The 13,805-nt window shown below is 62.6% G+C and carries 11 protein-coding genes; 3 read left to right on the forward strand and 8 right to left on the reverse strand.

All coding sequences use genetic code 11. From position 1 onward, the window contains the following. Positions 1-277: 277 nt before the first annotated feature. From argH to argC, 5 genes are all read right to left on the reverse strand, one after another. Entirely contained in the window at positions 278-1,663 is a 1,386-nt protein-coding gene (gene argH, locus HKD46_RS17120; RefSeq protein WP_171865711.1) for an argininosuccinate lyase, read from the reverse strand. A 202-nt stretch (positions 1,664-1,865) separates the two neighbouring features. Beyond that, on the reverse strand, positions 1,866-3,101 hold the full coding sequence (locus tag HKD46_RS17125; protein WP_010675687.1) for an argininosuccinate synthase: 1,236 nt from the start codon (positions 3,099-3,101) through the stop codon (positions 1,866-1,868). A gap of 56 nt (positions 3,102-3,157) precedes the next feature. Next, positions 3,158-4,075, reverse strand: coding sequence for an ornithine carbamoyltransferase (locus HKD46_RS17130; RefSeq protein WP_010675688.1), 918 nt, complete (start codon positions 4,073-4,075; stop codon positions 3,158-3,160). A gap of 25 nt (positions 4,076-4,100) precedes the next feature. Next, the gene (argB, locus tag HKD46_RS17135) at positions 4,101-4,880 is read right to left on the reverse strand and encodes an acetylglutamate kinase (protein ID WP_010675689.1); all 780 of its coding nucleotides are present in this window, start codon (positions 4,878-4,880) and stop codon (positions 4,101-4,103) included. Between the two features lie 23 nt (positions 4,881-4,903). Next, complete coding sequence (gene argC, locus HKD46_RS17140) at positions 4,904-5,911, reverse strand: N-acetyl-gamma-glutamyl-phosphate reductase (protein ID WP_042864921.1); 1,008 nt, start codon at positions 5,909-5,911, stop codon at positions 4,904-4,906. A 261-nt stretch (positions 5,912-6,172) separates the two neighbouring features. Here argC and argE point away from each other — a divergent pair, with 261 nt between their 5' ends. Both argE and ppc read left to right on the forward strand, forming a co-directional pair. Further along, positions 6,173-7,318 carry an acetylornithine deacetylase gene (gene argE / locus HKD46_RS17145; RefSeq protein WP_039040568.1) on the forward strand — a complete coding sequence of 382 codons (1,146 nt, stop codon included), beginning with the start codon at positions 6,173-6,175 and terminating at the stop codon, positions 7,316-7,318. Positions 7,319-7,531: 213 nt separating this feature from the next. Further along, positions 7,532-10,165: a phosphoenolpyruvate carboxylase gene (gene ppc / locus HKD46_RS17150; protein ID WP_043152777.1), complete on the forward strand. Its 2,634-nt coding sequence runs from the start codon at positions 7,532-7,534 to the stop codon at positions 10,163-10,165. Between the two features lie 166 nt (positions 10,166-10,331). Here ppc and HKD46_RS17155 read toward each other — a convergent pair whose 3' ends face one another. Further along, entirely contained in the window at positions 10,332-11,813 is a 1,482-nt protein-coding gene (locus HKD46_RS17155) for a sensor domain-containing diguanylate cyclase (RefSeq protein WP_171865712.1), read from the reverse strand. 181 nt (positions 11,814-11,994) lie between these two features. On the opposite strand from HKD46_RS17155, the gene ybaK reads away from it, so the two are divergent. Next, on the forward strand, positions 11,995-12,465 hold the full coding sequence (gene ybaK, locus HKD46_RS17160) for a Cys-tRNA(Pro) deacylase (protein WP_043152781.1): 471 nt from the start codon (positions 11,995-11,997) through the stop codon (positions 12,463-12,465). 127 nt (positions 12,466-12,592) lie between these two features. On the opposite strand, the gene HKD46_RS17165 is transcribed toward ybaK, so the two are convergent. Together HKD46_RS17165 and HKD46_RS17170 are read right to left on the reverse strand one after the other, a co-directional pair. Beyond that, positions 12,593-13,321 (reverse strand): GNAT family N-acetyltransferase, encoded by a 729-nt coding sequence (locus tag HKD46_RS17165; protein WP_171865716.1) that lies wholly within the window; start codon positions 13,319-13,321, stop codon positions 12,593-12,595. Positions 13,322-13,349: 28 nt separating this feature from the next. Next, complete coding sequence (locus tag HKD46_RS17170) at positions 13,350-13,787, reverse strand: rhodanese-like domain-containing protein (protein ID WP_042864918.1); 438 nt, start codon at positions 13,785-13,787, stop codon at positions 13,350-13,352. Positions 13,788-13,805 lie beyond the last annotated feature (18 nt).

A 13,805-nucleotide genomic window follows, 5' to 3' on the forward strand; every position in this document is an offset into this window, starting at 1 on the left:
ATCATCAATGCAGAGGGATGGCAAACCTGCTGGCCCGAGTGAAACACTTCATGGATACCGTGTCTCCTTTCCCGGGGAATGGCTATGGCACAGCGAAGGTGTAGCACTATTGGGATCAGTTATTTAGCACTCACACTATTTTGATGACAATAACCTAGCAATTTTTGTTATTTCCCATTCTAACTTATCACCCAATAACGTAAACCAGCATGCAATAAAAAACGGCAACCCTGGGGTTGCCGTTCTGCCTTCTAATTCCCATGGCAAGCCGGTTGGCTTAACCCGCCCGCTTGCTCAGCCAGGCTTCGGCGGCGGTGAGGGCTGCCTCTATCTGCTCGCGAGCGACACCGCCCTTGGCGACCCGCTTGGCCAGGGTCGCTTCCAGCTCCAGGTTCGGATAGACATCCTCCCCCACCACAGGGCTGAAACGCTGGAACTCAGGCAAAGAGAGCTCCTCCAGCGGCTTCTTCACCCCGATCGCGTAGACCACGGTCTCGCCGACGATATGGTGCGCCTCGCGGAACGGGATGCCCTTGGCCACCAGATAGTCCGCCAGCTCGGTGGCGTTGGCGTAGCCGCCCTGGGCCGCCGCCTTGGTGCGCTCGCCATTGACCTTCAGATCAATCAGCACCAGGGCCGCCATGTCGAGGCAGTCGTGCCAGGTGTCGAGGGCGTCGAACAGCCCTTCCTTGTCTTCCTGCATGTCCTTGTTGTAGGCCAGCGGCAGCGCCTTGAGGCTCATCAGCATGCCCATCTGGGCGCCGACCACCCGGCCTGTCTTGCCACGAATGAGCTCCAGCGCGTCCGGGTTCTTCTTCTGGGGCATCAGCGACGAGCCGGAGGTGACGGCGTCGGAGAGCTCCACGAAGCCCGCCTCGCCGGTGTTGTAGAAGATAAGGTCTTCCGCGAAACGGGACAGGTGCGCCATGGACAGCGACGCCACGTGCATCAGCTCTACCACGTGATCCCGGTCTGAGACCGAATCCAGGCTGTTGCGGGTGGCACCGCTAAAGCCCATGTCGAGCGCCAGCGCCTCCCGGTCGATGGCATAGGCGGTGCCCGCCAGGGCGCCGCAGCCAAGCGGGCTGGTGTCGAGGCGCTTGAGGGCATCCTGCAGACGGGAATGGTCCCGCTCCAGCATCTCCACATAGGCCAGGGCCCAGTGGGCGTAAGTGACCGGCTGGGCACGCTGCAGGTGGGTGTAACCCGGCAGTACCGCGGCCTGGTTGGCACGGGCGGAGGCCACCAGCCCCTGTTGCAGGGCGGTGATGGAACCGAGCAGCAGCTCGCCCTGTGCCTTGCACCAGAGTTTGAGGTCGGTGGCGACCTGATCGTTGCGCGAGCGACCGGTGTGCAGCTTCTTGCCAAGGGCGCCGACGGCGTCGATGAGCTGGCTCTCGACCCAGGAGTGGATGTCTTCGGCGTCCGAGTTCAGGATCTGCTGGGGATCCTGCTGCACGGAGGCGAGCAGCACTTCCATCGCCTGCTGCAACTTGACCTGCTCACCCTCGGTCAACACGCCCACCTTGACCAGCGCTTTGGCCCAGGCCATGGAGCCCTGAATATCCTGCTCCGCCAGCCGGTAATCGAACCGCAGCGAATCGTTGAACTGCTTGAACCGGCTATCGGCTCCCTGACTGAAGCGTCCACCCCAAAGTGCCATACTGCTCTCCTTGAATGCGTTGTCGGCGGCGCCTTGCGCCGTCGAACTTGAAATCTTGCCCTGTTTTTCTGCGAGCCTGTTATCTCACAGAAGCGCCCAGGGCGCAGCCGCTCTTGTCACACCCGATGAGGATGGCAAAGGGCCTCTCTGCCTGTAAAAGAGGGGGCCATGCCCCCTCGTATCAACGGGTGATAGCGCTTGCTTAGCCGTGGGTATGGTCGCCACCGATGGCTTGATGCTGCTCTTTCATGGCGCGGATCCGGCTCGCCAGGGTGTAGAGACGGATGAAGCCTTCGGCATGGCTCTGGTCGTACACTTCGTCGGCACCGAAGGTGGCGAAGTCTTCGGAGTAGAGGCTGTTCGGCGACTTCTTCTGCACCGCGGTGACCTGACCCTTGTACATCTTCAGCACCACTTCACCGTCGAGCTCCTCGGCGATGGCGTTGGCGGAGGCGACAATGGCCTTGCACAGCGGGGTGAACCAGCGACCGTCATACACCAGGTGGGAGAACTCGGCGCCGAGTTTTTCCCGCCAGGCGCGGGTCGGTCTGTCCAGTACCAGCTCTTCCACGGCGCGCAGTGCGGCAACCATCACGGTACCACCCGGGGTCTCGTAGCAGCCACGGGACTTCATGCCCACCATCCGGTTCTCGGTGATGTCGATCCGGCCCACGCCGTGCTTGCCGGCACGCTCGTTCAGGGTGGTCAGGATCTGGTGCGGGCTGAGCGGCTGATCGTCAACGGCCACCACTTCGCCCTTGGCCACGGTCAGCTTGACGTATTCCGGCTCGTTCGGGGCATCCTCTGCAGAGACTGTCCACTGCCAGACCGCTTCGGACGGCTCGTTCCAGGTGCTCTCCAGCTCGCCACCCTCGGTGGAGATGTGCCAGGCGTTGGCGTCGCGGCTGTAGATCTTCTTCAGGGTCGCCTTGCAGGGGATGTTGCGGGCTTCCAGATAGGCCAGCAGATCTTCCCGGGAGCGCATGTCCCACAACCGCCACGGGGCGATCACTTTCAGCTGGGGCGCCAGAGCAGCTACCGCCCCTTCGAACCGCACCTGGTCGTTGCCCTTGCCGGTGCAACCGTGGGAGATGGCATCAGCCCCTTCCGCCAGGGCAGCCTCGACCATCGCCTTGGCGATCACCGGACGGGCCATGGAGGTACCCAGCAGGTAGGTGCCTTCATAGACGGCGCCGGTCTTCAGGGTCGGGTAGACGTACTCTTTGACGAACTCTTCCCGCAGATCCTTGACGATGCACTTGACCGCGCCGGAGGCGATGGCCTTCTGCTCGATCCCTTCCAGATCGTCACGCTCCTGACCGACGTCGGCGACGAAGGCGATGATTTCAGCGTCATAGTGCTCCTTCAGCCAGGGAATGATGGCCGAGGTATCCAGTCCGCCCGAGTAAGCCAGTACGATCTTGTTGATTCCGCTCATTTACTTCTCTCCGTGATGATTCGATAAAAAGGGGTGATTCCGGGTCGGTTGCCGGATTACTTCTGGCCCTGTCCGAACAGGGTCAGCAGCACGGCGTTCTGAATATGCATCCGGTTTTCTGCCTCATCCATGATGAGGGAGGCTGGGCCGTCCATGACCTCCGAGGTGATCTCCAGCTCCCGGTGGGCCGGCTGGCAGTGCAGCACGTGCTGGATGCCGGTCCGATCGAGCAGGGCCTGGTTGATCTGATAAGGCATGAAGATATCTTTTACCTGCTCCATTGGTGTGTTGTCACCCATGGAAACCCAGGTATCGGTATAAACCACGTCAAAGCCTTCGATATCCGCGACATCATCGCTGATATGTATGGTCGCGCCAGATTGAGCTGCCAGCGCCTGGGCCTGCAGGAAGATCTGGGTATCCGGGCCATGACCTTTCGGGCAGACCAGGGTCACGTCGGTGCCGAGGGTCGCCCCCAGCAGCAGCAGGGAGTGGCTCACGTTGTTGCCATCGCCGAGATAGGCCAGCTTCACCTTGGACAGGTCGCTGTAGTGCTCGCTGATGGTCATGAAATCCGCCAGCCCCTGGCAGGGGTGGTAGAGGTTGCACAGGCTGTTGACCACAGGCACCGAGCCGAACTCGGCCAGCTCGACCAGGGTCTGGTGATCGAATACCCGGGCGACGATGGCGTCACACCAGCGGGACAGGTTGCTGGCGAAATCCTTCACCGACTCCCGCTTGCCGAGCGCCCCGTTCTGCTGATCCAGATAGACGCTGTGACCACCCAGTTTGGCGATGCCGATGTCGAAGGTGACCCGGGTACGCAGGGAGGGCTTCTCGAACAGGGTGACCACGCTCTTGCCCGCCAGGGCCTGGCTGTATTTCTTCGGATCGGCCTTGACCGCCTTGCCAAGCGCCAGCAGCGCCTCGATCTGGGCCTTGCTTAAATCACTGTCTTTCAGAAGATGTTGCATCGGATTGTCCTTTTCCCGGTGGAGATCAGAGGGTGACCTGGGTGCCGACAGCGCCGCCAGCCAGCAGCTTGAGCAGCTGATCCGGGTAGCGCCAGCTGGCGACACAGACCGGCTTGCCCAGGGTTTCGGCGGCGTGCAGGGCGGCTTTCACCTTGACCGCCATGCCGTCCGTGATAACCCCCTTCTCCATCAGGTCCAGCGCGCTCTGCTTGTCCAGTTGCGGCACCAGCTTGCCCTTGCCATCCAGAATGCCGCTCACATCCGACAGCATCACCAGATCGGCGCCCAGCGCCTCGGCAATGGCGGTGGCCGCCTGATCCGCATTGACGTTCATCATCTGTCCGTCGGCGGTAATGCCGATGGAGCTCACCACCGGCAGGAAGCCCTGCCCCAGGATGCCGGCCACCAGCGCCGGGTTGCCCGGCTTGCAGTCACCGACCGCACCGAGATCCGGATCGAGCTGGGTCACCTGGCACAGACCGCCGTCGGCGAGGCACAGACCCACAGCAGGAATGCCGGTGGAGATGGCCTTGGCCATCATCATCTTGTTGGCGGTCCCGGCCAGGGCACCGGCAATCACGGGGATCTGCTCGAACGGGGTCACCCGCAGGCCGTTCTTCTTGGTGGAGGTCATGCCCAGCCCCTTGAGCAGGTCGTCCACCAGGCAGCCACCACCGTGCACCAGCACCAGAGGACGGTGCTGATCATCCAGGAAGGTCTTCAGGGTGGCGAACAGGGCGGTCAGGGCCTCGTCGTTCTCGATCAGGGCACCACCCAACTTGATTACCAGCGTCTGCTTGTCCATCTTCTCGATCCTTTCTTAAAGCGTTAAATCAGGCCGGTGGCCGGTTCAAAACCAAACTTGATATTTATGCACTGCATGGCTTGCGAGGCGGCCCCCTTGAGCAGGTTGTCGATGGCAGAAACCACCACCAGCATGTTGCCCTGCTGCTGCCAGGCGATGTCGCAGTAGGGCGTGCTCGCCACGCCGCGGATGGAGGGCATCTGGCCGGTGAGGCGTACCAGCGGCTTGCCTTCGTAGGCCTTGAGGTAGGCCTGATCCACCTGGGTGTGCGTCACCCCTTCCGCCAGTTGCACATAGATGGTGGCCAGGATGCCCCGCACATAGTTGCCGAGGTGGGGCTGGAACAGCACCTCCTTGCCAAGGTGGTGGCTGATCTCCGGCTGGTGCCTGTGATTGAAGGTGCCGTAGGGATTGAGGCTCACTTCGCAGAAACTGGTGTTGATGGCGGCCTTGCGACCGGCCCCGGAGACGCCGGAAACCGCATTGATGATGGGCTGCCACCCCTGAGCAATCAGCCCGGCCTGTTGCAGCGGCTTGAGGGCGCACAGGGAGGCGGTCGGGTAGCATCCCGGCACAGCAATCAGCTGGGCGGCCTTGACGGCATCGGCATTCCACTCGGCCAGACCGTAAGCGGCCTGCTCCAGCCACTGCTCATTCTCGTGAGTGAAGCCGTAGAAGGAGGAGTAGAACTGCTGATCGTTGACCCGGAAGGCACCGGAGAGATCGAACACCGGCAACCCCTTGGCCAGGAACTTGGGCGCGAGTTCCGCACTCACCTCGTGAGCAGTGGCCAGCACCACCAGATCGGCCTGGGTCAGGATCCGGGTCATGCCGTCTTCGTCCAGGGGCAGCAGCGGCTGATCCAGCTTGCCCACCCATTGGGGATGCAGGGAAGAGAAGCGCTTGTGGGCGTCCTGGCTGCCGGCGGAAACATAGAGGCCGAATAGCTCGAGTTGTGGATGGTTCTGGACCAGAGCGGCCAGTTCGGCCCCCGCGTAGCCACTGGCACCGACGATAACGGTCTTAAGCATGTTTGAGTATTCCAAGTCTGGGTTCGAAATTCACAGCATGGTGCTGCGGTGCAAGGGGTCGGCTATCGCCCCTTTGATGCAACGAGTGCGGAGGGGCAATTCAGGCGGATATGCGTCGTCGGTTACAGATCAGGTGACAGAACATTAACTTTCCCTTACAACTAGAGGCCTTGTCGATGAGCACTCGAACAGAATATTCATGCACTCACTTTGCATTTGTATTTTCTAACAGAAACACTCCGGGGACGCAAGGAGGAGCTGATGGCCAAACTGGATTTTTTTTCACTTTATAAGAATATTATTGCGATTCCCTCTATCAGCAGCACGGATACTCGCTGGGATCAGAGCAATGAGGCGGTAATCCGGCTGCTGGCCGACTGGTTCGGCCAGCTTGGATTCCAGTGCGAGGTGACGGCCCTGCCGGATCTGCCGGGCAAGTTCAACCTGGTGGCAACCTATGGTCAGGGAGAAGGGGGGCTGCTGCTCGCAGGTCACACGGATACGGTTCCCTTCGATGAAGGAGCCTGGACAAAGGATCCCTTCAAGGTGACCGAAGAGGGCAACCGCCTGTACGGGCTCGGCACCATCGACATGAAGGGCTTCTTCGCCTTTATCGTGGAAGCGCTCAAGGAAGTCGACCTCAAGACCCTGAGCAAGCCGCTGCGCATCCTGGCCACCGCCGATGAAGAGACCACCATGGCCGGGGCCCGCGCCATCGCCGCCGCAGCCGAACTCAAACCCGACTACGCGGTGATCGGCGAACCCACCGGGCTGGTGCCCGTGGTGGCCCACAAGGGCCACATGTCGGAAGCCATTCGCATCACAGGCCGAAGCGGCCACAGTTCGGATCCCGCCAACGGCGTCAATGCCATGGAGATCATGCACAAGGCCATGGGTCAGGTGCTCAGGCTCCAGCAGGATTTGAAGGAGAAGTACGCGGATCACCGCTTCGCCGTGCCCCAGCCCACCCTGAACCTCGGCTACATCCAGGGGGGCGACAGCCCGAACCGCATCTGCGGCTGCTGCGAGCTGCACATCGACATGCGCCCCACCCCGCAGGTGGGCCCCGACGAGCTGATGGGCATGTTGAAAGAGGCGCTCTCCCCCATCGAGATCCACCAGCCCGGCTGCCTGCACCTGCAGCACCTGCACGAACCCATTCCGGCCTATGCCTGCCAGGATGACTCCGAGCTGGTGCGGGAGGCGGAAAAGGCGAGCGGCCGGGCCGCCGAGTCCGTGAACTATTGCACCGAAGCCCCCTTTATCCAGCAGCTGGGTTGCGAGACCATAGTGATGGGCCCAGGCCATATCACCCAGGCCCACCAGCCCGATGAATACCTGGATCTGTCGTTCGTCAAACCGACCACGGCGGTGCTGCAGCACCTGATCCGGCGCTTCTGCGTCTAGCCAAACAGGGATGTAAGTAAGTTACATGACAGGCGCCTTGGGACAGGTGAGGGAAATACATGTTCTGAATCGGCTTGTTATTTGACCTTGCGCAGACAATCTGGGTAGATTGTCCCCCTAAGATGACGGAGCATATGTTGTAATCGCACAACAATAAGTGAGGTCGCCTCCCGCCTGGAAGGTCAGGAGGCACCAACAAAATAAGGATGTGGAATGAACGAAAAGTACGCCGCACTACGGGCCAACGTAGGCATGTTGGGCCAACTGCTGGGGAAATCCATCAAGGATCATCAGGGGCAGGCCTTCCTCGACAAGATTGAGACCATTCGCCAGCTGGCCAAGTCTTCCCGCAAGGGAAACGAGGCAGACAGAGAGCGCCTGCTCGACACCCTGCGTACCCTCTCCGATGACGAACTGCTGCCCGTGGCCCGTGCCTTCAGCCAGTTCCTCAACCTGGCGAACGTGGCGGAGCAGTTCCACACCATCTCCCGTCGCTGCGAAGAGCAGGTCTGCACCCCGGACCCGCTGGAGCAGATGTTCGACAAGCTGAAAGCCTCCAACCTGTCCCAGGAGGCCATCATCCAGGCCGTGCGCGAGCTGGACATCGATCTGGTGCTGACCGCTCACCCCACCGAGGTGACCCGTCGTACCCTGATCCACAAGCACGTGCAGCTCAACGACTGCCTCGAGGCCCTGGAACTCTCCGATCTGCTGCCCCGCGAGCGGGACAAGATCCAGAGTCGCATCGAGCAACTGGTCAACCAGGCCTGGCACACCAACGAGATCCGCGAACAGCGCCCGACCCCGGTGGACGAAGCCAAGTGGGGCTTCGCCGTGGTGGAGAACAGCCTGTGGCCGGCCATTCCCGAATTCATGCGCAATCTGGACGAGCGCCTGCAACACCACCTGGGTGTGCGGCTGCCGCTGGATGCCGCGCCGGTCAAGTTCACCTCCTGGATGGGCGGTGACCGCGACGGCAACCCCTTCGTCACCGCCAAGGTGACCGCCGAGGTGCTGGAGCTGGGCCGCTGGATGGCGGTGAGCCTGTTCTACAAGGACATCAAGGAGCTCACCTCCGAGCTCTCCATGGCCGATTGCACCGACGCCGTGCGTGCCCGGGTCGGTGATAACCCGGAACCCTATCGCGCCCTGGTGCGTGAGCTGCGCGAGCAGCTGCGCGAGACCCAAGAGTACCTGACCGCCAAGGTACAGGGCCAGGCGAGCGAGAGCCGGGATCTGGTCAAGAGCACCGCCCAGCTGCGCGAGCCCCTGGAGCTCTGCTACCACTCCCTGCACGCCTGCGGCATGGGCAACATTGCCGACGGCATGCTGCTGGACGTGCTGCGCAAGCTGGCCTGCTTCGGCATCCACCTGGTCAAGCTGGACATCCGTCAGGATGGCGAGCGTCACGGCCAGGTCTTCTCCGAGCTGACCCGCTACCTGGGTGTGGGCGACTACGCCGAGTGGAGCGAAGAGGACAAGCAGGCCTTCCTGCTGCGCGAGCTGAACTCCCGCCGCCCCCTCATCCCGAGCGACTGGGATCCCAGTGCCGAGACCCGCGAGACCATCGACACCTGTCGCGTCATCGCCCAGCACGACCCCGATGCGTTCGGCATCTACATCATCTCCATGGCCGGAGCCCCGTCCGATGTCTTGGCGGTCCAGCTGTTGCTGAAGGAAGCTGGCTGCAAGTTCCGCATGCCGGTTGCCCCGCTATTCGAGACCCAGGAAGACCTGATGGCGGGCACCGCCGTGATGGAACGCCTGCTGTCGGTGGACTGGTATCGCGGTTACATCCAGGGCCGTCAGTACGTGATGATCGGCTACTCCGACTCCGCCAAGGATGCGGGCATGATGGCCGCTGGCTGGGCCCAGTACGCCGCCATGGAATCCCTGGTGGCGCTGGCTGAAGCCAACAACATCCGTCTCACCCTGTTCCATGGCCGCGGCGGTACCGTCGGCCGTGGCGGCGCCCCCGCCCATCAGGCGATCCTCTCCCAACCCCCGGGATCCCTGCGCGGCGGCCTGCGGGTCACCGAACAGGGGGAGATGATCCGCTTCAAGTTCGGCCTGCCGAAGGTGGCCATCCAGAGCCTGAACCTCTACACCAGCGCCGTGCTGGAGGGGAACCTGCTGCCACCGCCCAAGCCGAAAGAGAGCTGGCGCGCCGTGATGGAGCAGCTGGCGTCTGTCTCCTGCGATCACTACCGCAGTATCGTGCGCGGTCACCCGGACTTCGTGCCCTACTTCCGTGCCGCCACCCCGGAGATGGAGCTCGGCAAGCTGCCGCTCGGTTCCCGCCCCGCCAAGCGCAAGCCCAACGGCGGTGTCGAGAGCCTGCGCGCCATCCCCTGGATCTTCGCATGGACCCAGAACCGGCTGATGCTGCCGGCCTGGCTCGGCGCCCACAAGGGATTGCAACAGGCCATCGACGACGGCCAGAAGAGCGTGCTGGACGAGATGAGCCGCCAGTGGCCCTTCTTCCGCACCCGTCTCGAAATGCTGGAGATGGTGTTCCTCAAGGCCGACCTCTGGCTGGCGGAATACTATGACACCCGCCTGGTGCCGGAAAACCTGTGGGCACTCGGCACGCAGTTGCGTCAGGAGCTTGCCGATTCCATCGAGGTGGTGCTGAAACTGCGCCCGCAGGGCGACCTGCTGGACGATCAGCCCTGGATCAAGGAGTCCATCAAGCTGCGCAACCCCTACACAGACCCGCTCAACGTGCTGCAGGCCGAGCTGCTCAATCGCTCGCGCAACCATCCGGAGACCCTGCATCCCGAGCTGGATCAGGCCCTGATGGTCACCATCGCCGGCATTGCCGCCGGCATGCGCAACACCGGCTGATCCCGGACCGTTGCAAACAAGGGCGCCCCGGCGCCCTTTTTCATCTCTGCCGGGCACGGGGATCCCGATATTCCCGCCAGCACAGCCCCCTCTAAGGGAAAAAAGCATCCACAACAAACAGGGCGCCATGATGGCGCCCTGTTTTATTTCGCGATATGGCCTCTCATCAGGAGACCTGGTTGCGACCCCGACGTTTTGCCTCGTAAAGTCGCTGGTCCACGCATTGAAGCCAGTCATCCATGCGCCTGTAACTCATCTGATAGGGTGTGAGCCCCACGCTGATGGTGACGGTGATCGCCTGGTGCTGGTACAGGAAGGTGTGCTGCTCCACCTGGCGACGGATGCGCTCCATGATGACGTGGGCCTCCTCCAGGGCCACCCCCCGCAGCAGCATGATGAACTCCTCCCCGCCAAAACGCGCCACCAGATCCTTGCTGCGCACCGCCTGCATCAGGAGCCCCGCCAGCGACGCCAGCACGGCATCCCCGGCAAGGTGTCCATATACATCATTGATTTGCTTGAAGAAGTCGATGTCAATCAAGGCCAAGCAGCAGGCCTCCCCTTCGGCGGGATGGTGCTGGACGTGATCCAGCAACACGTTTGCCTGCTGGAAAAAGCTGCTGCGGTTGGGCAGCTTGGTCAAGAAGTCGTGCTCGGCGTTGAAGCGCAGCACCCGCTCCATGCGGCTGCGCTCATCCTCCAGGTTGCGGGCGTGGATAAGGGTGCCAAGGGCCGTGGTGAGGGGCTCGAGCAGGCTGACATGGGTCTCGTCAAAGCCACCCGGGCGGTTGGCCAGGGCGATCATGCCGATCGCCTCTCCCTTGTGGCGGATGGGAATGCCGAGGAAGCTCTCCAGGTGTGGATGACCACGGGGGGAGACACCGCGACTGGCTGGATGGCTCGGCAGATCGTTGCAGCACACCAGGGTATTGTGGGTCACCACGTGCCCAAACAGGTTGTCGAGCTTGCTGAAGATGAGCCCGCCCCGGCTCTGGCGCTGCTGCTCATACCAGGCATGGGTCGCCTCGTCCCAGGAGACATTGGAGATGGAGGGGACATAGAGACTGGGGCGGCCATCCTCGTACTGGATGATGCCGATGAAACCATAGGAGCTTTCGCTCACGCTCAGCAGCCGCTCGAAGACGGTGTCGCAGGCGGAGCCGAGATTGCGATCGAGCAGAAAACTCTGGTGAGCGGCCACCACGATGTCAAACAGCTGGCTCTGCTGCTCGACCCGCTGCTTGGCCATCACAGCCGAGGTAATGTCGTGCGCCAGCTTGACCACCCCCAGCAGGATGCCTGCCTCGTCGGTCACGGGCATGTAGGTGGCATGGAGCCAGAGGGGGTTGCCACCTTGCCTGACCCGGCGAAACTCCCCCGACTGGATCTCGCCACCCAATACCCTCTGCCAGAAGAGCTCATGCTCGGCCTGCAGATCCGGCGGCAAGAGCATGAGATGGGACTGGCCCACCAGCGCTTCGGGGGGATAACCCAGCATGTCGCAAAACAGGGGATTGACCGACACCATGCGACCATCGAGATCGAACTCGACCATGCCATAGGCCCGATCAAGGGCGGTCAGCCTGGCGAGGGTCTCATATCGATCCATCGCGTCGATATCGCGAGCGCAAAGTGCTGTGGTATTCATGGCTACGATTCCTTTCGATCGCCGGCGCATTGCATTGGAATGCGGGGACAAGTGCCCAAATCATAGGATCCGGCACCCGGTTACGCTAACACAGGCCCCGATTGGGTGTGAAGACTGGTTCTTGCCACATCCGGCTCCCGGGCGCAGACTGTCTGGCCTTGCCACGGTTCGAGGAGACCCCATGACACCCGCCATCAACTTGCTGAAAAAGCTCAAGATCCCCCACAGGCTCTACCCCTACGAGTGCGAAGCCCACGACGACTTCGGCAAGCATGCCGCTACCCAGCTGGGTCTGCCCCAGGCGCAGGTGTTCAAGACCCTGCTCGCCCATCACGACAAGCAGGCGGTGGTGGCCATCGTGCCCTCCTCGGGCATGTGCAGCCTCAAGCAGCTCGCCAAGGCCACCGGGCTCAAGAAGGTGGAGATGATGAAGCCGGCGGAAGCCGAAAAGCTGACCGGCTACAAGGTGGGCGGCATCAGTCCCCTGGCCCAGAAGAAGCTGCTGCCCACCGTGCTGGACGACTCCGCCATGGCCTTCGACGAGATCCTGGTGAGCGGTGGCAAGCGGGGGCTCTCGGTCGGCGTGGCCCCCGGGGACATGGTCCGGCTGATGAACTGGATTGCGGCCCCCATCGGCGATCATCACGACTGAACAAACAAAAGAGGCGCCATGACTGGCGCCTCTTGCGTCTGGATGTCGGATCTGGCGCCTGTGTGCGAAGGATACCCAAAGCCCCGGCACCGGAAACCGCCCCGTCCCGGCGGGTGATCTGCCGCCCTCAACACGCCGCAGAGCGGCAGGCGGCGGTCAGTTCGGAGAGTCGGCGACGCTGACGCCCGGCATGGTCGAAGTTGCCGTCCTCCAGCCAGCGCTCGAAGCACCCTTTCAGGGCGGGCCACTCGCTGTCGATGACGGAGAACCAGGCCGTATCCCGGTTGTGTCCCTTGTCCACCCGCGCCTGACGGAAGGTCCCCTCATAGTGAAAACCCAGGCGCAGGGCCGCCTGGCGCGAAGGCAGGTTCAGGGCATTGCACTTCCACTCGTAGCGACGGTATCCCAGAGCAAAGGCATTGGCCATCATCAACACCATGGCCGCCGTCGCCAGCCGTGACTGCTGCATGGCGGGGGAGAAGTGAAGCCAGCCCACCTCTATACTGCCCGCCAGGGGGTCGATGCGCAGGTAGCTCGCCAGCCCCAGCGCCCGTCCGCTCCCCTCGTCGATGATGCCGTAGAACTGGGGATCCCGCTTGGTGGCGACCTCCCGCAGCCAGACCCCCATGGCGGTCTCGTCCGCGAAAGGGCCGCTGGTCAGGTAAGTCCACATGGCCCCGCTGTCGGCACCGAACGCCTGCCACAGATCCCCCAGGTGGCGCTCGGGATCAAGGGGCTCGAGACGACAGCCCCAGCCATGCAGTGCGCGGTGGGGAGGGAACTCGGCGCCGCGCCATTCTGGCAGCGCACGCCCCAGAGGCTGCCCAAAGTCGTTGAAAAGGGCGGCGCCGGACAGGGAGGCATCGCCCCCCTCATTGCAACGTTCAACAGGCACAGGCAATTCCCCCTTCCAGCAGCACTCCGGGCTCGCTGCCCGTGGCGACGGCGAAACCGTCCTGACGCCACCAGTGCAGGCCCCCTATCAACTCCTTGACCTCAAACCCGAGGGACGCCAGCTTGTAGGCCCCCTGGGTCGAACCGTTGCAGCCGATGCCGTCGCAATAGCAGACATACACCAGGTTCCGGTCCAGTAACGCCGTGGTCGACGCCGTCATGGTCCTGTGGGGGAAGGAGATGGCGCCGGGAATGTGCCCCTCGGCATAGTGTGCGGGGGAGCGGGTATCGATGACCACGATCCCCGCCGCCCCGGCCAGCAGATCGGCGGCCAGATCCGCCGGATCGGTACGAAACTTCAGCTGGGCTTCGAAAAAGGCGCTGGCTTCGGCGGCCCCTGCCACCCCTGTGCTCAATACATGACTCATCCTGAACGCTCCTGATGA

Origin of the sequence: Aeromonas sp. TW 6, from assembly GCF_013168745.1 — a bacterium.
Taxonomy (GTDB): Bacteria; Pseudomonadota; Gammaproteobacteria; order Enterobacterales; family Aeromonadaceae; genus Aeromonas; species Aeromonas caviae.

Coding starts and splice junctions, on each gene's coding strand:
- argH (WP_171865711.1), bottom strand. CDS start 1,663: ATGGCACTTTGGGGTGGACGCTTCAGTCAGGGAGCCGATAGCCGGTTC.
- argB (WP_010675689.1), bottom strand. CDS start 4,880: ATGGACAAGCAGACGCTGGTAATCAAGTTGGGTGGTGCCCTGATCGAG.
- ybaK (WP_043152781.1), top strand. CDS start 11,995: ATGACACCCGCCATCAACTTGCTGAAAAAGCTCAAGATCCCCCACAGG.
- HKD46_RS17130 (WP_010675688.1), bottom strand. CDS start 4,075: ATGCAACATCTTCTGAAAGACAGTGATTTAAGCAAGGCCCAGATCGAG.
- ppc (WP_043152777.1), top strand. CDS start 7,532: ATGAACGAAAAGTACGCCGCACTACGGGCCAACGTAGGCATGTTGGGC.
- HKD46_RS17125 (WP_010675687.1), bottom strand. CDS start 3,101: ATGAGCGGAATCAACAAGATCGTACTGGCTTACTCGGGCGGACTGGAT.
- argC (WP_042864921.1), bottom strand. CDS start 5,911: ATGCTTAAGACCGTTATCGTCGGTGCCAGTGGCTACGCGGGGGCCGAA.
- HKD46_RS17170 (WP_042864918.1), bottom strand. CDS start 13,787: ATGAGTCATGTATTGAGCACAGGGGTGGCAGGGGCCGCCGAAGCCAGC.
- argE (WP_039040568.1), top strand. CDS start 6,173: ATGGCCAAACTGGATTTTTTTTCACTTTATAAGAATATTATTGCGATT.
- HKD46_RS17155 (WP_171865712.1), bottom strand. CDS start 11,813: ATGAATACCACAGCACTTTGCGCTCGCGATATCGACGCGATGGATCGA.